Below are 17,467 nucleotides of genomic sequence, written 5' to 3'. Positions count from 1 at the left end.
ACCTCCGACCAAGGCAGGCACCACGCGGGCAAGATCAATGTGTTGCGCCATGGGGTCCCTCCGGTGATTCCATCGTCTTTTGTTGTTGTTCTGCGGGTGGTGCAGCAGCGGCAATGGCCCCCACCACCTGTTCCATCTTCATGAATCGCGATCCCTTGACCAGCACGCTGCCCACCGTGGGCAGGGCCTGGCGCACCGCATCCAGCAGCGCGCCCATATCGTTGAAATGCCGGGCAACACCCCCCTGCCCGTCGCCATAGGCCGAAGCCGCGTGCACCGACTGTGCGCCCAGCGCAAACAGCAGGGGAATGTCCGCCGCGCGGGCCAACGTCCCGGCCTCGGCGTGGAACTGCGGCCCCTGATCGCCCACTTCGCCCATGTCGCCCATCACCAGCAGTTGCGGGCCGGGCAGTTCGGCCAGCACATCGATGGCGGCGTGCATGGAGTCGGGGTTGGCGTTGTAGGTGTCGTCCACCACCGTGACCTCGCGGTCCGCCACCGCCACGCTGAAAGCGCGCGAGCGGCCCTTGACGGGCGTGAAGTCGCGCAGCCCCTGGGCGATGGCAGCCAGCGGCGCGCCTGCGGCCAGCGCGCAGGCGGTGGCGGCCAGGGCATTGGTCACGTTGTGGCGACCCGCAATGTGCAGGCGCGTGACGACCTCGCCCCGGGGCGTGGCCAGGGCCACGGCCCAGGCGCCGCGCTCCCACGCGGCGCGTGTGCAGCGGACATCGCCGCCCTCGCCAAACGTGAGCGTGCGGCGGCCCGGCTGGGCCAGTGCCAGCGACTGCCACAGGCCCGTGTAGGCATCGCCCGCCGGGAACACCGCCACGCCATCGGCGGGCAGGCTGGCAAACACCGCGCCGTTCTCGCGCGCCACGGCCTCCACGGTGTGCATGAACTCCAGATGCTCACGCTGCGCGTTGTTGACCAGGGCCACCGTGGGCTGGGCCATGGCAGCCAGCGTGGCGATTTCACCCGGGTGGTTCATGCCCATCTCGATCACGGCGGCGCAGTGTGCGGGCGTGAGGCGCAGCAGCATCAGCGGCACGCCGATGTCGTTGTTGAAATTTCCCTGAGTGGCGAACGCAGCCTCGCCCTGCCAGGCGCGCAGGATGGACGCGATCATCTGCGTCACCGTGGTCTTGCCATTGCTGCCGGTCACGCCGATCAGCGGCAGGTGGAATTGCGCGCGCCAGCCGGTGGCCAGCGCCCCGAGGGCGGCCAGGCTGTCGGGCACCTCGATGCCCGGCAAGCCCGCAGCAGCCAGGCCGCCGTGGGCAATGGCCGCAGCAGCGCCCCCGGCGCGTGCGTCGGCGATGAAGGCGTTGGCATCAAAACGCTCGCCCTTGAGCGCCACAAACAGGTCGCCCGCCTGCAGGGTGCGGGTGTCGGTGTGCACACGGGCCAGGGGCGTGCTGCCCTCGCCCACCAGGCGCGCTGCGGGGATCTGCGGCTGCAGCAGCGCCAAGGCCTGTTGCAGGGTGAGCATGGTGCCAGGGGTGGCGCTCATGGGCGGGCTCCTCGGGCCTGCAGCGCTCCGAGCGCATGGGCCATGTCGGAGAACGGCTGGTGTACACCCGCTGTCTCCTGGGTGTTTTCATGGCCCTTGCCGGCGATCAGCACCACATCGGCAGGGGCGGCTTCGGCCACGGCCAGGGCGATGGCGGCAGCGCGGTCGGGCTCGGCCCGCACGGCGGTGCTGGCGATGGTGCCTTGCAGGATCTGGTGCAGGATGGCAGCGGGATCTTCGCTGCGTGGGTTGTCGCTGGTCACGACCACCTGGTCGGCCTGCTGCTGCGCCACAGCGCCCATCAGCGGGCGCTTGCCCGCATCGCGGTCGCCGCCGCAGCCAAACACGCACCACAGCTGCCCACCGCGCTCGGCAGCGATGGGGCGCAAAGCTTGCAGGGCTTTGTCCAGGGCATCGGGCGTGTGGGCATAGTCCACGGCCACCAGGGGCTGGCCGCTTTGGTGGATCTGCTCCATGCGGCCCGGCACGGGCGAGAGCTGGGCACAGGCGTACAGCGCGTGCTCCAGCGGCACACCCAGCGCGCGCAAACCCGCCAGCACGCCCAGCAGGTTGGATACGTTGTACAGACCGATCACGCGCGTCTGCAGCACATGCGCCTGCACGCCTTCAGCCACAGTGAAGCGCAGGCCGCCTTCGCCCATGCCGATGTCGCGCGCCGCCAGCCGGGCGGGGCCGGTGATGGAGACGCTCCACAGATCCAGGTGGCGCCCTGCCAGTGCCGCGTGCAGCTCGGCCCCACGCACATCGTCGATGTTGACCACAGCGGCCTGCAGCCCGGGCCAGTCGAACAGCATGCTCTTGGCCTGCCAATAGGCCGCCATGCCCGCGTGGTAATCCAGGTGGTCTTGCGTGAAGTTGGTGAACAGCGCCACCCGGATGCGGGTGCCTGCCATGCGGTGTTCGGCCAGGCCGATGGACGAGGCTTCAATGGCGCAGGCGCCACGGCCTGCATCGGCAAACTGCCGGAACGCACGCTGCAGGCGGACCGGGTCGGGCGTGGTCATGCCCGTGCTGGTCAGCGCGGGGGGCGTTCCCATACCCAAAGTGCCTACCAGCGCGCAACCATCCTGCCCATATAGCTCATTTTTCGATAGCACATTGAGTGCTTCGGCCAGCCACCAACTGGTGCTGGTTTTGCCATTGGTGCCTGTCACGGCCAGCACGTCCAGACCCTGCGTGGGGTGTTCGAACCAGTCGGCAGCGATCAGGCCCGTGGCGGCCTTCAGTCCGTGCAGTGCGGCCACAGGCAGGCCAGACAGCGCAAACGCTTCGGCGCCTTCATGCTCCACCAGGCAAGCCACGGCCCCGCGTGCGATCGCATCGCCAATGTGCGCGCGGCCATCGGTGGCGGCACCGGGCCAGGCAATGAAACCATCGCCCGGGCGGATCTGGCGGCTGTCGGTCTGCAGCGTGCCCGTGACGCGCTCGCGCAGCCAGGCCACTGCGTCATGCACCGAGGTGAGCAAGGGCAGTGGCAGCGTCATAGCGACTCCTCCACCGCGTTGGCCACGATCTGCGGCTTGACCGCCATGTCGGGCTGCACACCCATCATGCGCAGCGTCTGCTGCACCACTTCGCTGAACACCGGCGCAGCCACGGCGCCGCCGTAATACACGCCGTTGCTGGGCTCGTCGATCATCACGGCCACGACGATGCGCGGCTTGTCGATGGGCGCCATGCCGGTGAACCAGGCGCGGTACTTGCCCACGGCGTAGCTCTTGCCGACCTGCTTGCGCGCCGTGCCGGACTTGCCGCCCACCGAGTAGCCCACGGTCTGCGCCTTCTGGCCCGTGCCGCCGGGGCCTGCGGCCATCTGCAGCATCTTGCGCACCTGGTCGGCCGTGCGCTCGGAGAACACGGGCACGCCCACGGCGGGCTGCTCGGACTTGAGCATGGTGGCGGGGATCACGCGCCCGCTGTTGGCAAACACGGTGTACGAGCGCGCCATCTGGAACAGGCTGGCCGACAGGCCGTAGCCGTAGGACATGGTGGCCTGCTCCACCGGGCGCCAGCTCTTGTAGGGGCGCAACCGGCCGCTGACCGCACCGGGGAAGTCGATCTGCGGCTTCTGGCCAAAGCCTGCGGCGGAGAAGGTCTCCCACATCTCGCGCGCGGGCATCTGCATGGCGAGCTTGGTCGTGCCCACATTGCTGGATTTCTGGATCACGCCCTCCACCGTGAGCACGCCATAGTTGTGCGTGTCCGAAATGGTGGAGCCCGTGATATTGATGCGGCCTGGGTTGGTATCCACCACGGTCTCGGGCCGCACCCGGCCGCTTTCGAGCGCCAGGCCGATGGTGATGGGCTTCATGGTCGAGCCCGGCTCGAAGGTGTCGGTGAGCGCCCGGTTGCGCAGCTGCTCGCCCGTGAGGCTCTGGCGCTTGTCGGGCACGTAGCTGGGGTAGTTGGCCAGCGCCAGCACCTCGCCCGTGTGGGCATCGAGCACCACCACGCTGCCCGCCTTGGCCTTGTGCGCCGTGACCTGGTCGCGCAGCTTCTGGTAAGCAAAGAATTGCACCTTGCTGTCGATGGACAGCTGCATGTCCTTGCCGTCCACAGGGGGTACTGTCTCGCCCACGCCCTCCACCACCCGACCCAGGCGGTCCTTGATCACGCGGCGCGAGCCCGGCTTGCCCGCCAAGTCCTTGTTGAAGGCCAGTTCCATGCCTTCCTGGCCATGGTCTTCCACGTTGGTGAACCCCACCACGTGGGCAGCTGCCTCGCCCTCGGGGTACTGGCGCTTGTATTCCTTGCGCTGATAGATGCCCTTGATATCGAGCTTGGCGATCTGCTGGCCCACATCCCAGTCCAGCTGGCGCTTGACCCAGACAAAGGTCTTGTCTTCGTCGGCCAGCTTCTTCATCAACTCGGCCTGGGGCATGTCGAGCAGCTTGGCCAGCTGCTTGAGCTTGGCGCGCACCTCGGGCTTGTCCTGGTCTACGTCCTCGGGGATGGCCCAGATGCTGGCCGCCGGCACGCTGGACGCCAGGATCAGGCCGTTGCGGTCCAGGATCTTGCCGCGGTTGGCGGGCAGCTCCAGCGTGCGTGCAAACCGCACCTCGCCCTGGCGCTGGAAGAAGTCGTTGCCGAACACCTGCACATAGGCCGCGCGCGCGCCCAGGCCCACAAAGCCCAGTGCGATCACCGCCACGATGAACTTGCTGCGCCAGACTGGCGTCTTGCTCGCCAGCAGGGGGCTTGCGGTGTAGACCACGCTGCGGCTCATGGCTGCGTGCCCCCAGGTTGTGCCGCCGTGCTGGCCGCCGCCACCGCAGCACCGGACACCCCTTGGGGGTCGGACACATACTGCGTGATGGCGGGGGTGGCCGTGCGCATTTTCAGCTGGTCGCGGGCAATTTTCTCCACACGCAGCGGCGTGGCCTGCGCGCGCTTTTCCACCTGCAGGCGCTGGTGTTCGGTTTCCAGGCGGCGGGCTTCGGCAATGGCCCGGTCCAGCTCGGTGAACAGGCGGCGCGACTCGTACTGGGTATGCACCAGATAGACGGCGCTGGCCAGCACGGCCACCAGCAGGACGAGGTTGAGCCGGGTCATGTTTTCAGACCCCAGTGCGTTCGGCCACGCGCATGATCGCGCTGCGCGCGCGGGGGTTTGCCTCGACCTCGGCGGCAGAGGGCTTGATGCGGTCCAGCGCCACGAGCTTCATGGCCTGCGGCTTGGCAAAGGGCGCGCGGCGGTCAAACACCTCCTTGGAGTGTTTGGCGATGAACTGCTTCACGATGCGGTCTTCGAGCGAATGGAAGCTGATCACCACCAGGCGCCCGCCCGGCTGCAGCACCGAGAGGCTGGCCTCTAGCGCCTGTTGCAGCTCTTCAAGCTCGGCGTTGATGAAAATCCGAAGAGCTTGAAATGTGCGCGTTGCAGGGTTCTGGCCCGGCTCGCGGGTTTTGACCGCGCCAGCCACGAGATCGGCCAATTCGGCGGTGGTTGCAACAGGGCCCCGCTCTTCGCGCCGCGCAACAATCGCCTTTGCAATGGGGCCAGCAAACCGTTCTTCACCGTAGTCACGTATCACCTCCGCAATCTGACCGACTTCGGCCGTGGCCAACCAATCGGCCACGCTTTCGCCGCGCGTGGTGTCCATGCGCATGTCCAGCGGGCCGTCAAAACGGAAACTGAAACCCCGACCGGGGCTGTCGATCTGGGGCGAACTCACGCCCAGGTCCATCAGCAAGCCCGCAGCGCTGGCGGGCGGCAGGTCGGCCAGATGGCGAAAACCTTCGTGCCGAATGGAAAAACGCGCATCGGTGATGCGCGTTGCTTCGGCGATGGCTTCGGGGTCCTTGTCAAAAGCGACAAGACGCCCTTGGGGGCCCAGCCGCAGCAGGATGCGCCGCGAATGCCCTCCGCGCCCGAAGGTGCCATCGACCCAGGTGCCTGCAGGCTCGGGGCCGGCGCCGCCCAGCAGGGCGTCCACGGCTTCATCGAGCAGAACGGTGGTGTGTTGCAAAGGAGTGGATGTCATGGTCAGAAGGAGAAGTCCTTGAAGACATCCGGCATCTCGCCCTGCATGGCCTTGGCCTCCTGCTCGTCGTAGGTGGCCTTGTCCCAGAGTTCGAAGTGGTTGCCCATGCCCAGCAGCATGGTGTCCCTGGAAATCCCGGCGGCTTCGCGCAGCTCGGGCGAAATCAGCACGCGGCCCGTGGCGTCCATCTCCACATCCATGGCGTTGCCCAGAAAGATGCGCTTCCACCACTGGGCGGACATGGGCAGCTGGGCGATGCGCTCGCGGAACTTCTCCCACTCGGGGCGGGGGAACACCATCAGGCAGCCGTGCGGGTGTTTGGTGATCGTGAGCTGGCCCGATGCGGTGGCCGTGAGCACGTCACGATGCCGGGTCGGCACGGACAGCCGACCCTTCGCATCGAGACTTAGCGACGAGGCACCTTGAAACACGGACAGATTCCCAGTTCGGTTTTGCGCCTCGCAGGTCCAGAAGCGGACTTTGAGGGCACTTTTCACCACTTAATTGCACTTTTTTGCACTGTAGCAGGAAAAGCACACCGAACAACAGGGCGTCCACCAAACTTTGGTAATGAAATCAACGACTTAGACGCGACTTTGCAGACCGCAAAGTGCCAAAAGTTGTTGAAAAAGAAGAACTTACGGAAGCCTATGAAAGTGACCTCTCAAGGCCGGGCCGTATCGTCACAGGATGTAGCGTGACAGGTCTTCGTCCTGGCTCAGGGTCTGCAGGCGGGCATCGACGTAGGCGGCGTCGATGGTGATGGTCTGCCCGGATAGGCGCGTGGCGTCAAAACTCACCTCGTCCAGCAGGCGCTCCATCACCGTGGACAGGCGGCGCGCACCGATGTTTTCGGTGCGCTCGTTCACCTCGAAGGCAATGTGCGCGAGGCGCGTGATGCCTTCGGGCGCAAACTCCAGCGTGACCCCTTCTGTGGCCAGCAGAGCCTGGTACTGCTTGACCAGCGATGCGTGCGTCTGCGTGAGGATAGCCTCGAAGTCCTTCACCGACAGCGACTCCAGCTCCACACGGATCGGGAAACGCCCTTGCAACTCCGGGATCAGGTCGCTGGGCTTGGACAGGTGGAACGCGCCCGAAGCGATGAACAGGATGTGGTCCGTCTTGATCATGCCGTACTTGGTGGACACCGTCGTGCCTTCCACCAGCGGCAGCAGGTCGCGCTGCACGCCCTGGCGTGACACATCGGCGCCGCTGCTTTCCTGGCGCGCAGCCACCTTGTCGATCTCGTCGATGAAGACAATGCCGTTCTGCTCGGCATTCGCCACGGCGCGGGTCTTGATCTCTTCCTCGTTCACGAGTTTGCCCGCCTCTTCATCGGTGAGCAGCTTGAGCGCTTCCGCGATCTTGAGCTTGCGCGCGCGGCGCCGGTCCTGGCCCATCTGGCTGAACATGCCGCGCAGCTGCTCGGTCATTTCCTCCATGCCCTGGGGCCCCATGATCTCCAGCGGCGCGCGGGCTTCGGCAACGTCGATCTCGATTTCCTTGTCGTCCAGAGCGCCCTCGCGCAGCTTCTTGCGGAACACCTGCCGGGCGGTGCTGTCGGCCGCAGGCTCGGCGCCCGTGGCGGCCCGGGCGGGTGGGATCAGGACATCCAGAATGCGCTCCTCGGCGGCGTCTTCGGCACGCATGCGCACCTTCTTCACCTCTGCCTCGCGCGTCTGCTTGACGGCCATCTCGGCCAGATCGCGGATGATGGAATCCACGTCCTTGCCCACATAGCCCACCTCGGTGAACTTGGTGGCCTCGACCTTGATGAAGGGCGCATCGGCCAGCCGCGCCAGGCGCCGGGCAATCTCGGTCTTGCCCACGCCCGTGGGGCCGATCATGAGGATGTTCTTGGGCGTGATCTCGTGGCGCAGGCTGCCTTCGACCTGCTGGCGGCGCCAGCGGTTGCGCAGCGCAATGGCCACGGCGCGCTTGGCGCTGGCCTGGCCCACGATGTGGTGGTCGAGTTCGGAGACGATTTCCTGGGGGGTCATGGAGGACATGCGGGGCCTGCCTTCAAATTCAAAGCAAAAACAGCCGTCTGCGCGCAATGGATAAGCGCAGTCAGCTATCAAAATGGGAGTAAACGCACCTCGCCGCCTTACAGCGTTTCGATGGTGTGGTTCATGTTGGTGTAGATGCAGAGTTCGCCCGCGATTTCGAGCGACTTCTTCACGATCTCCTGCGCGGACAGATCGGTGTTCACCAGCAGCGCCTTGGCGGCCGAGTGCGCGTAGGCGCCGCCCGAACCGATCGCCACGATGCCCTGCTCAGGCTCCAGCACGTCGCCATTGCCCGTGATGATGAGCGAGGCGCTTGCGTCGGCCACGGCCAGCATGGCTTCGAGTCGGCGCAGCACGCGGTCGGTGCGCCAGTCCTTGGTGAGTTCGATGGCTGCGCGCGTCAGGTGGCCCTGGTGTTTTTCCAGTTTGGCTTCAAACCGCTCGAACAGCGTGAAGGCATCGGCCGTGGCGCCCGCAAAACCTGCCAGCACCTTGCCGTGGTACAGCTTGCGCACCTTGCGCGCCGTGCCCTTGACCACGATGTTGCCCAGGGTGACCTGACCGTCGCCGCCAATGGCGACCTGGATGCCTGCGGGCGTCTGGCGGCGCACGCTGAGGATGGTGGTGCCGTGGAACACCGGGGTGTTTTGAGATGAGTCCATAGCTGCGGAAGATGGGGGCACGGGCGCCACTTTCAAGCCAAGGTGGCACCGCATGCCGTGCGCAAATCTAAGCCACTGTCAGGCGGCTCACGCTACTGGCACGGCCCAGGCCAGCGCCCCCGCGCAAGGGCCGCCAAGCTGCGGATGCGGCGCTTCGCTTGCGTGCGCTGGGGGCGTCACCCTCCCGCGCAGCGAGAGAGGGGGAAGGCGCGAAGCGACTCAGGGGGAGTCAGTTCTTTCGTGGAACCACCCAGGCGTGCTCGTTGATGCCGATCACGTTGAAGAAAATCGCCACCAGCCGCTGCAGGTTGTGGAACTGGACCACATGGCCATGCCCTTGCTGCTCGGCCGCCCAGTTGAGCACCGAGCCAGCCGCCGCAAAATCCACGCGGATGAGCTTGTCGCAGGCGATGGTCAGGGGCACGCCCGGCCGCAGGAAAGCCTCGAATGGCTGCAGCAGCGGCGTGGCATCGCCGTCAATGTGGCCACTGAGCTGCGCCACGGGCCCGGACTCCAGCGGCGCCGGGGCCGACAGCTCACCCAGGTCGGAGGCCATGAAGTCACTGTCGGCCGCCAGGGGTGCTGCGCCGGAGGACACACCTTCGTTGTCGGAATACCCACAGCGCGGCGACACCCAGGACGGGGGCGAAACCTCGTAGGTCACGCAGTAGTCCAGCGCCACCAGCTCGAACTCATCGGGCTTGCCCATGAGCCGCATCATGGCCATGCGCAGGCGCCACCATTCAGGGCTGTTGGACCGGTCGCCCGACTGGGTCTTGGCGTCCATCAGTGCGTTGAGCTTCTCTACCCCCGAGAACACCAACTGGCCTTCGCGGTCAGACCACTGCGAGACCAGATCAGCCAAGAGGGGCACCGCCGCCTCGTCGATGCCAGTGAGGCGCGACCAGGACAACGTCCAGGGGGAGGCTGCGCGCGCCAGCGAGGCCTGCAGTGCCGCCACCGACGACACCGCCAGGGTGGGGGGCGCATTCCAGCTGAAATCGCGGCGCATGCCAGGCGCAGGCGCGGCTTCCACGGCGCCCGCAGCGGGCACGGCTGCTGCCACCAAGCCCAATTGCTCGGGTATCGAGAACCACAGGGGGGCCGAGCGGCTGTACTGGGCCGCAAAGTCGATGGCCAGCGCATCGAAACGATCGTGTTGTCCGGTGGCGCGGTACAGGTCAAACAGCGTCATCCAGATTTCGAGCTGCTGTTCGGGCTCGTCCTGCTGGTGCTGGGCCAGCACATCCAGCAGTCCGGACTCTGCACCCGCGTGGTCACCATTGGCAAACCGGATGGCGGCTTCTTCTAGGTCGGGTTCGTGCACGAATTCCTCCGGTTCGAATGCGGTCGCGGGCGATGCCGCAGGGGCCGCAGGGCTGAAGGACGCCTCGACAGGGTGTTGGCTGCCGGCAAGCATCTGCGCGTCGGTGCCACCAAACTTGCCAATGGCCATGCTGTCGTCCGCAAACAGCGGCTGGACAGCGGCTTTGTTATCGAGCGGCGCAGGCAGGCTGCCAGGTGCCGTGGGGGCATAAGCCCGGGCGTGGGCGGAGTCGGAGGGCTCCGCACTGGATTCGGGCATCACACCAGACTGGGTGGGTGCGTCGGCGCCCTGCTTGCTCTTCCACCACTGCTGCGACATCTGCGCCTCGATCTCGTCGATCTTCTTGAGCGTGACGGCGCGCTCATCGGGCGAGGCCATGCTGCTCTGGAAGAACGAGGGACGGCCTGCCGCGTCTTCCACGCGCTGGCCTTGCAGCACTTCACGCTGGCGCAGCTTGCGTAGCTGATCGAACTCGCGGCGCCGCACAAAGTCGTTGCGGCGCTTGCGCTCGATCATCTCCTTGAGCATCTGCTTGCTGTACTGGCTCTCCCGGTCGTCCTGGATGGAGTCCAGCTCCGTCCAGTTGACGGTCGGGTTTTTCACGAACCGAACCACCTTTGATAGCAGGCCGCCGGGGGTGGTTTCTTCCTTGCTCATGGCTCAGGGTAGAGGAGAGAGTGCGCAGCGATGATCGTCATCAGGCCAGGGCGGCCGGATCAGTCTCCGAACATCTTCTGCTTGAGTTCGCGGCGCTGCTGCGCTTCCAGCGACAGCGTGGCCGTGGGGCGGGCAATCAGGCGGCCCGTACCGATGGGCTCACCGGTCTCGTCGCAATAGCCGTAGTCGCCAGCGTCGATGCGGGCGATGGATTGCTCGATCTTCTTGAGCAGCTTGCGCTCGCGGTCGCGGGTGCGCAGCTCCAGGGCGTGCTCTTCTTCGATCGTGGCGCGGTCGGCCGGGTCGGGCACCACCACGGTGTCTTCCCGCAGGTGCTCGGTGGTTTCGCCAGCGCTGTTGTGGATGTCCTGCTTGAGCTGAACGAGCTTGAGGCGGAAAAACGCCATCTGCTTGTCGTTCATGTACTCGCTGTCGGGCATGGCCATGACTTCAGCGTCGGTCAACTCGGCGGCGGACTTGGTCTTCCAGTTGTTCGCCAGCTTGGGGTCTTTTTTGGCAGCCGTGAAAGTGGGCTGCGCTTGCGCGGTCGTGGGCATGGTATGTAGATAACTGGCTTTGGCAGCGGTGGAAGCCACTGCCTGTGCCATGGATGGTACGGTCAATTGGGCCAATCGGGAAGAAGGCCGGGTTGTGCGCACGGGTACCTGTGGATCGACCGGGGCAGCAGGGGCTGCCACGGGCGCTGCGGCGGGACTGGCGGCCTTGGCCACAACAGCCTTGGGAGCGGCTGCGGCCACTTTGGCCACAGCGGCCTTGGCTGCTGCCTTGGGCGCTACCGCAGGGGCTGCAGCGGCGGGCTTGGTTGCCTTCGTGGCCGCCTTGGGTTTGCTGGTGTCGGCTTTCACTTCCTGGTCTCCTCGCTGTACGGGCGGGCCCTTGGCCGCTCTCACGGCCCGGGACTGGTGGCAAGCCTTGGGTGGTTTTACCGGGGCGCGATTGTATCGACCTGGGCTGACGCAAACGGAAACGTTGCAGATACAACACAAATCGGGCCGAATCGGCGCCCACGCACCGGCGAAAGGCTCAGACCAGGCTCTGCTCCAGCCCCTGCAGGAAGATGTCCTTGGGCAGGTCGATGCCGATAAAGACCATCTTGCTCATCCTTGGCTCGCCCTCGGCCCACTGGGGGCCCAGGTCGCTGCCCATGAGCTGGTGCACGCCCTGGAAGATCACCTTACGCTCGGTGCCCTTCATATTAAGCACGCCTTTGTAGCGCAGCATGCGCGGGCCATAAATGTTGACAATCGCTCCGAGGAAGTCTTCAAGCTTTGCCGGGTCGAACGGGCGCTCCGAGCGGTAGACAAAACTCTTCACATCGTCGTCATGGTGATGGTGGTGGCCATGCCCGTGGTCGTGCTGGTGCGAGGGATGGTTGCAGTGCTCGCCATGTTCATGGTCGTGATCATGATGGTCATGGCCATGGTCATCGCCCTCCTCCTTGAGGAAGTCCGGGTCGATGTCGAGCTTGGCGTTGAGGTTGAAGCCGCGCAGGTCCAGCACCTCGCTCAAAGGCACTTCGCCAAAGTGCACGGCCTTGATAGGCGCACGCGGGTTCATGTGCTTGAGGCGATGGGTCAGCGCCTCGGTCTCTTCCTTGGATACCAGGTCGGTCTTGGACAGGAAAATCTGGTCCGCAAAACCCACCTGGCGGCGCGCCTCCTGGCGGTCGTTAAGCTGCTGCGGTGCATGCTTGGCATCCACCAGGGTGATGATGGAGTCGATGAGGTAGGTCTCGGCGATCTCCTCGTCCATAAAGAAGGTCTGCGCCACCGGGCCTGGGTCGGCCACGCCGGTGGTTTCGATCACGATGCGGTCGAATTCGAGCAGGTTCTTGCGCTTCTTGGCCGCCAGCAGCTGCAGCGTCTCGCGCAGGTCTTCGCGGATGGTGCAGCAGATGCAGCCGTTGCTCATCTGCACGATCTGCTCCTTGGACTCGGTCACCAGGATGTCGTTATCGATGTTCTCTTCACCGAACTCGTTCTCGATCACGGCGATCTTCTGGCCATGGGCTTCGGAGAGCAGGCGCTTGAGCAGCGTGGTTTTGCCCGAGCCCAGGAAGCCGGTGAGGATGGTGACGGGGATCAGTGCCATAAATCTGTCTTTCAAGGGGATCAAATACTTGCGCTGCAGGCCGCAGGGGCCCGGTCAGGGAGCGCTTTTCAGTTTACCGAGGCTGTCAAGCCCCTGCTGACGCCGGAACGTTCACCCCTTGCGCATTACCACCAGCCCCTTGAGGTACTCGCCCTCCGGGAACTCCAGCGTCATCGGGTGGTCGGGCGCGCCGCCCAGGCGCTCCAGGATGTAGCCGTCCACTCCTGCATCCGCGCCGGCCGACGCCACGATCTTGTGGAACAGGTCGGCGCTGATACCGCCCGAGCATGAGAAGGTGAACAGCACCCCGCCAGGCGACAGCAGCTGCAGCGCTAGCCGGTTGATGTCCTTGTAGGCGCGGGCTGCCCGTTCGGCGTGGGCCGCCGTGGGCGCGAACTTGGGCGGGTCCAGGATGATGGCGTCGAAGCGCTGGCCTTCCTTGAGGAACTGGCGCAGCGAGGCGTTCACATCAGCGTCCATAAAGCTTGCGCGGTTCGGGTCGAACCCGTTGAGCGCCACGTGCGCACGGGCGCGCTCCAAGGCGGGGCCGGACGAGTCAATGGACGTCACATGCCCATCGGCTGCTGCGCCCGCCGCACGCATGCCCGCCAGCGCTGCCACGCTGAAGCCGCCGGTGTAGCAAAAGCAGTTGAGCACATGTTTGAAGCCCAGGCGCTGCGTGTAGTCGGCAAAGCGCTTGCGGCTGTCGCGCTGGTCCAGATAAAAGCCCGTTTTGTGGCCCTCAGCGATGTTGAGGGTCAGGCGCCACTGGTGCTCGCGGATCGTCAGCTCCAGCGGTGGCCCTTCGCCATCGCCCGCCGCGCCCGTGGGCCCGCCGCGCAGCCAGCCGGTGGCGGGCTCCAGGCCCTCCAGCGAACGCACGCTGGCGTCCGAACGCTCATACAGCTTGGTCAGGCCCGTCTCGCGCAGCAGCGCATCGGCAATCACGCTTTTCCAGCGCTCCGTGCCCGCACTGGTGAACTGCGCCACCAGCGTATCGCCATAGCGGTCCACGATGAGCCCAGGCAGGCCATCGGACTCGCCATGCACCAGACGAACACCATCACTTTGCACGTCAAAACGGGCTCTGGCGATGATGGATCGTGCGCAAGCAGCTATAAAAAATGGAGCATCAATGCGCTGCGCCTCGTCAAAGCTCCACACCCGCGAGCGAATGCGCGAACTGGGGCTGAAAGCGGCCCAGGCCAGGAACTGGCCCTCGTGCGACTCCACACGCACGGTCTCGCCACTGTCGCCGCCGCCTTTGGCGATGGCCGATTCAAAAATCCAGGGATGGCGGCGCAAGAGCGAGCGCTCTTTGCCAGGGCGAAGGCGGAGGGTTTTCATGCCCCGGATTGTGCGGGTTGGGAGCCGGCCTCGGTCCCGGACCGCTCAAAAACAGCGATGCCCTCTGCATCCAGCGGCCTTCACGCCCCAATGGGGACTTGGGCAATGCGACACAACAGCCGCCCTTGCCTCTCCGCGATTTATCAAATTTGCACTTTTATTTGACAAATATGATTTATCAAATTTAGAATTTCGGAAAATATCATTTTTATCAAACATGACCACAACCCACGCTCTTCCCCCTGCCACCCGACTGGCACCAGCGCCCGGCGCCGCACAGGCCACCATGACCGACCTGCGCGAGTTTCTGGCGTTCAAGATCGGGAACGAGGAATACGGGGTGGACATCCTGCGCGTGCAGGAGATCCGCTCGTACGAAAAGCCCACCACCATCGCCAATGCCACGGGCGAACTCCAGGGCGTGATGAACCTGCGCGGCGTGATCGTGCCCATCATCGACCTGCGCCTGAAGCTGGGACAGACAGCCGTGCAATACGACCACCTGAAGGTAGTGATCGTGCTGCACATCGGCCAGCGGACGGTGGGCGTGGTGGTGGACGGGGTCTCCGATGTACTCACTCTGGAGCGCGAACAGCTGCGCCCCGTGCCCGCCCTGCGCGGCAACGTCAAGCCCGAACACCTGCTGGCCATCGGCTCGGTGGGCCCGCGCATGCTGATCCTCTTGGACATCGAGAAATTCCTTGCCAGATCGGTGGAGGGCGAAGCCCTTGCCACCACCCACTGAACGGCCCCATACCCCAAAAACTGGACACACCATGAAATTCAATGACCTGAAGATTTCGACCCGCCTCACGCTGGGCTTCGGCTTCATGGCGCTGCTCATCGGCCTCATGGGCACGCTGTCGGTGGTGCTGGCAAGCAGCGCTGACAAAGCCTTTCACTCCATCATTGACGACCGCTTTCCCAAGGTGCTGCACCTGCATGTGGCCAAGGAAGACGCAACCGGGGTCGAGCTGGCCCTCACGCAGATGCTGCTGGATACCAGCCCCGAAAACGTGCAACGGCACCAGGCCACCATCAACGCCAAGCGCCAACAGATCACGCAGCTGTTCGAAACCCTCGCACAGCAGATCACCACGCCCCAAGGCAAGGCCGCGCTGGCCGAAACCCTGCGCGCACGCGGTGAGTACGCCGCGCAGTTGTCGCGCTACTCCGAACTGCTGACCGCCGGCCGGATGGACGATGCACGGGCCGTCCTGACAGGGTCCATGGCGGCGCCGCGAAAGGCGTACTTTGATGCCCTGGACGGTCTGATCGAATTCCAGGAGTCGCTGGCGAAGACGGCCCAGGGCGATGCCGTGGCGGCTGTGTCCACGCTGAACGTGTCTGTGCTGGCGCTCACGGGGCTGGCCCTGGTGGCCGGTGCGGCGATTGGTTTTGGCATCGTGCGCTCCACCACCGCCCCCCTGCGCCGTGCGGTGGATGCTGCCCGCGCTGTGGCGGCCGGGGACCTGAGCCTGCCCATCACCTACCGTGGCACCAACGAAGCCGCACAATTGCTGCAGGCCCTGCAGGAGATGCAGCAGTCACTGGTGCATCTGGTCGGCCAGGTGCGGACCAACAGTGACAGCGTTTCCTACGCATCGGCCGAAATCGCACAGGGCAACAACGATCTGTCGGCCCGTACGGAGCAACAGGCCAGCGCACTGCAGGAAACCGCCGCCTCCATGGAGCAGCTCAACGCCACCGTGCGCCAGAACGCCGACAACTCGCGCCAGGCCAACCAGCTGGCCCAGGCCGCCACATCGATTGCCGTGCAAGGTGGCGAGGTGGTGGCAGATGTGGTGAGCACCATGAAGGACATCAACGACAGCAGCAACAAGATCTCCGAAATCATTGGTGTCATCGACTCCATCGCGTTCCAGACCAACATCCTGGCGCTGAACGCTGCCGTGGAGGCCGCCCGCGCAGGCGACCAGGGCCGGGGCTTTGCCGTGGTTGCCACCGAGGTGCGCGTGCTGGCAAGCCGCTCGGCCGAGGCGTCCCGCGAGATCAAGGGCCTGATCGGGACCAGCGTGGAGCGCGTGGAAGCCGGCTCGGCCCTGGTGAACCGCGCCGGTCAGACCATGAGCGAGGTCGTCGCCTCCATCCGCCGTGTCACCGACATCATGGGCGAGATCAGTGCCGCCAGCACCGAACAAAGCCAGGGCGTAGACCAGATCAACGAGGCCGTAACGCAGATGGACCAGGCCACACAGCAAAACGCTGCCCTGGTGGAAGAAATGGCCGCCGCCGCTGCCAGCCTGAACCAGCAGGCGGGCGAATTGGTCCACACGGTCGCCACCTTCAAGCTGCCTGATGGCCAGGACCAAGCCCAGACGCCCGTCCAGGAGCCACGCGCTGTCGTGCAACACCGCCCCGTACGCCGCCCCTTGCTGGGCCACGCCCATCTGCCGATGGCGGCCGCCTGAGCGGCTCAGCGCGGCTAACAAAACGCCCCTGGCGTCGTTGTCTCGCCTTGTCGTACTGGCTGTACTGCCTGCGGCGAAACGCCTAGCCAGTGCCGCTTCGCTGAGTTTTTTGGCCCCTCTTAACCAGGCAGGTCACGCCGTGGATGAACCGGACTACAGCGCCTGGCCAAAGCGCTCCAGGCGCGGCGCCCAGTGGCCCAGTACATCGGCCGACAGCAGCACGCGGTGCGCCTGCCCGATGAGCAGATGGCGCGGCACCAGGCCGATGTAGCGCGAATCGGCGCTGTTGTCCCGGTTGTCACCCAGCACCAGGTACTCGCCCTCGGGCACCTGCACCGGATCGAAGCTGCTGCGCGCTGTCACGCCCTGCAGCCACTGCACGCGGCGCTCATGCCCCAGCAGGCGCTCCGTCCAGCGCGTGGCGGTGAGCGTGTGGCCCGGCAGCACCGCCTCTTGCACAGAATCGGGCATGTCGTATTCGGCCGCCTGGCCGTTGATGTAGAGCACCTCGTTGCGCATCTCCACCGTGTCGCCGGGCAAAGCGGCAATGCGTTTGATCAGGCGGGTGCCATCCAGCGGTGACGAGAAGGTGACCACATCGCCGCGCTGCGGGTCGTCGATGTGCGCCAGTATCACGTCGGTGAGCGGCAGCTTGAGGTCGTAGGCCAGGCGGTTGACCAGCACCACGTCCCCTTCCAGCAGCGTGGGCCGCATCGAGCCCGAGGGGATGGGGTTCCAATCGGCCACAGCAGTGCGAAAAACGCCGAAGCACAACAACAGCACGATGAACCACCGGTTCGATTTGATCCAGTTCAGCAGCATGACGACAACTCCAGGGCGCCCGCAGCGGACGCCAGTTTGGTCGGAGGCGCCGGGTGGCCACTTGGTTCCACCCGGCAGGCAGCCG

General features: G+C 65.4%; 15 protein-coding genes. 2 read left to right on the top strand and 13 right to left on the bottom strand.

The window, feature by feature from the left end; genetic code table 11:
* Positions 1 to 34: 34 nt before the first annotated feature.
* The 12 genes from ACSQ3O_RS04065 to ACSQ3O_RS04010 all read right to left on the bottom strand — a co-directional run bounded on the left by ACSQ3O_RS04065 (position 35) and on the right by ACSQ3O_RS04010 (position 14,128).
* Entirely contained in the window at positions 35 to 1,510 is a 1,476-nt protein-coding gene (locus tag ACSQ3O_RS04065) for a UDP-N-acetylmuramoyl-tripeptide--D-alanyl-D-alanine ligase (protein ID WP_436137947.1), read from the bottom strand.
* A complete protein-coding gene (locus ACSQ3O_RS04060) occupies positions 1,507 to 3,015 on the bottom strand; it encodes a UDP-N-acetylmuramoyl-L-alanyl-D-glutamate--2,6-diaminopimelate ligase (RefSeq protein WP_436137946.1) in 1,509 nt (502 codons plus the stop codon). The genes ACSQ3O_RS04065 and ACSQ3O_RS04060 overlap by 4 nt, the downstream gene beginning before the upstream one ends.
* Positions 3,012 to 4,757 (bottom strand): peptidoglycan D,D-transpeptidase FtsI family protein, encoded by a 1,746-nt coding sequence (locus ACSQ3O_RS04055; protein WP_137746939.1) that lies wholly within the window; start codon positions 4,755 to 4,757, stop codon positions 3,012 to 3,014. The genes ACSQ3O_RS04060 and ACSQ3O_RS04055 overlap by 4 nt, the downstream gene beginning before the upstream one ends.
* The gene (gene ftsL, locus ACSQ3O_RS04050) at positions 4,754 to 5,083 is read right to left on the bottom strand and encodes a cell division protein FtsL (protein ID WP_298458459.1); all 330 of its coding nucleotides are present in this window, start codon (positions 5,081 to 5,083) and stop codon (positions 4,754 to 4,756) included. The genes ACSQ3O_RS04055 and ftsL overlap by 4 nt, the downstream gene beginning before the upstream one ends.
* A 4-nt stretch (positions 5,084 to 5,087) precedes the next feature.
* Positions 5,088 to 6,014: a 16S rRNA (cytosine(1402)-N(4))-methyltransferase RsmH gene (rsmH, locus tag ACSQ3O_RS04045; protein ID WP_436137945.1), complete on the bottom strand. Its 927-nt coding sequence runs from the start codon at positions 6,012 to 6,014 to the stop codon at positions 5,088 to 5,090.
* A gap of 2 nt (positions 6,015 to 6,016) precedes the next feature.
* The gene (gene mraZ, locus ACSQ3O_RS04040) at positions 6,017 to 6,445 is read right to left on the bottom strand and encodes a division/cell wall cluster transcriptional repressor MraZ (protein WP_436137944.1); all 429 of its coding nucleotides are present in this window, start codon (positions 6,443 to 6,445) and stop codon (positions 6,017 to 6,019) included.
* A gap of 252 nt (positions 6,446 to 6,697) precedes the next feature.
* Positions 6,698 to 8,023, bottom strand: a complete 1,326-nt coding sequence (hslU, locus tag ACSQ3O_RS04035; protein WP_436137943.1) for an ATP-dependent protease ATPase subunit HslU — start codon at positions 8,021 to 8,023, stop codon at positions 6,698 to 6,700.
* Positions 8,024 to 8,121: 98 nt separating this feature from the next.
* A complete protein-coding gene (gene hslV, locus ACSQ3O_RS04030; RefSeq protein ID WP_300211774.1) occupies positions 8,122 to 8,685 on the bottom strand; it encodes an ATP-dependent protease subunit HslV in 564 nt (187 codons plus the stop codon).
* 229 nt (positions 8,686 to 8,914) lie between these two features.
* The gene (locus tag ACSQ3O_RS04025) at positions 8,915 to 10,669 is read right to left on the bottom strand and encodes an STAS domain-containing protein (RefSeq protein WP_436137942.1); all 1,755 of its coding nucleotides are present in this window, start codon (positions 10,667 to 10,669) and stop codon (positions 8,915 to 8,917) included.
* Positions 10,670 to 10,728: 59 nt separating this feature from the next.
* Positions 10,729 to 11,535 (bottom strand): RNA polymerase-binding protein DksA, encoded by an 807-nt coding sequence (dksA, locus tag ACSQ3O_RS04020; RefSeq protein WP_137746945.1) that lies wholly within the window; start codon positions 11,533 to 11,535, stop codon positions 10,729 to 10,731.
* 178 nt (positions 11,536 to 11,713) lie between these two features.
* Positions 11,714 to 12,781, bottom strand: coding sequence for a CobW family GTP-binding protein (locus tag ACSQ3O_RS04015; protein ID WP_137746946.1), 1,068 nt, complete (start codon positions 12,779 to 12,781; stop codon positions 11,714 to 11,716).
* 111 nt (positions 12,782 to 12,892) lie between these two features.
* Entirely contained in the window at positions 12,893 to 14,128 is a 1,236-nt protein-coding gene (locus ACSQ3O_RS04010; RefSeq protein ID WP_436137941.1) for a class I SAM-dependent rRNA methyltransferase, read from the bottom strand.
* Between the two features lie 217 nt (positions 14,129 to 14,345).
* Between ACSQ3O_RS04010 and ACSQ3O_RS04005 the strand changes: the two genes are divergently transcribed.
* Entirely contained in the window at positions 14,346 to 14,873 is a 528-nt protein-coding gene (locus ACSQ3O_RS04005; protein WP_436137940.1) for a chemotaxis protein CheW, read from the top strand.
* 31 nt (positions 14,874 to 14,904) lie between these two features.
* Positions 14,905 to 16,560 carry a methyl-accepting chemotaxis protein gene (locus ACSQ3O_RS04000; RefSeq protein ID WP_436137939.1) on the top strand — a complete coding sequence of 552 codons (1,656 nt, stop codon included), beginning with the start codon at positions 14,905 to 14,907 and terminating at the stop codon, positions 16,558 to 16,560.
* Positions 16,561 to 16,713: 153 nt separating this feature from the next.
* Here the strand turns inward: ACSQ3O_RS04000 and lepB are convergent, their stop codons facing one another.
* Positions 16,714 to 17,382, bottom strand: coding sequence for a signal peptidase I (gene lepB / locus ACSQ3O_RS03995; protein WP_137746950.1), 669 nt, complete (start codon positions 17,380 to 17,382; stop codon positions 16,714 to 16,716).
* Positions 17,383 to 17,467 lie beyond the last annotated feature (85 nt).

Source organism: Acidovorax sp. LjRoot74, from assembly GCF_964254355.1.
GTDB lineage: Bacteria > Pseudomonadota > Gammaproteobacteria > Burkholderiales > Burkholderiaceae_C > Acidovorax.
Note: the sequence above shows the minus strand (reverse complement) of the source record. Positions and strands in the feature narration are given on the sequence as shown.

Coding starts and splice junctions, on each gene's coding strand:
- hslU (WP_436137943.1), bottom strand. CDS start 8,023: ATGTCCTCCATGACCCCCCAGGAAATCGTCTCCGAACTCGACCACCAC.
- ACSQ3O_RS04000 (WP_436137939.1), top strand. CDS start 14,905: ATGAAATTCAATGACCTGAAGATTTCGACCCGCCTCACGCTGGGCTTC.
- ACSQ3O_RS04010 (WP_436137941.1), bottom strand. CDS start 14,128: ATGAAAACCCTCCGCCTTCGCCCTGGCAAAGAGCGCTCGCTCTTGCGC.
- rsmH (WP_436137945.1), bottom strand. CDS start 6,014: ATGACATCCACTCCTTTGCAACACACCACCGTTCTGCTCGATGAAGCC.
- ACSQ3O_RS04055 (WP_137746939.1), bottom strand. CDS start 4,757: ATGAGCCGCAGCGTGGTCTACACCGCAAGCCCCCTGCTGGCGAGCAAG.
- hslV (WP_300211774.1), bottom strand. CDS start 8,685: ATGGACTCATCTCAAAACACCCCGGTGTTCCACGGCACCACCATCCTC.
- ACSQ3O_RS04065 (WP_436137947.1), bottom strand. CDS start 1,510: ATGAGCGCCACCCCTGGCACCATGCTCACCCTGCAACAGGCCTTGGCG.
- ACSQ3O_RS04005 (WP_436137940.1), top strand. CDS start 14,346: ATGACCACAACCCACGCTCTTCCCCCTGCCACCCGACTGGCACCAGCG.
- ftsL (WP_298458459.1), bottom strand. CDS start 5,083: ATGACCCGGCTCAACCTCGTCCTGCTGGTGGCCGTGCTGGCCAGCGCC.
- ACSQ3O_RS04060 (WP_436137946.1), bottom strand. CDS start 3,015: ATGACGCTGCCACTGCCCTTGCTCACCTCGGTGCATGACGCAGTGGCC.
- ACSQ3O_RS04025 (WP_436137942.1), bottom strand. CDS start 10,669: ATGAGCAAGGAAGAAACCACCCCCGGCGGCCTGCTATCAAAGGTGGTT.
- ACSQ3O_RS04015 (WP_137746946.1), bottom strand. CDS start 12,781: ATGGCACTGATCCCCGTCACCATCCTCACCGGCTTCCTGGGCTCGGGC.
- lepB (WP_137746950.1), bottom strand. CDS start 17,382: ATGCTGCTGAACTGGATCAAATCGAACCGGTGGTTCATCGTGCTGTTG.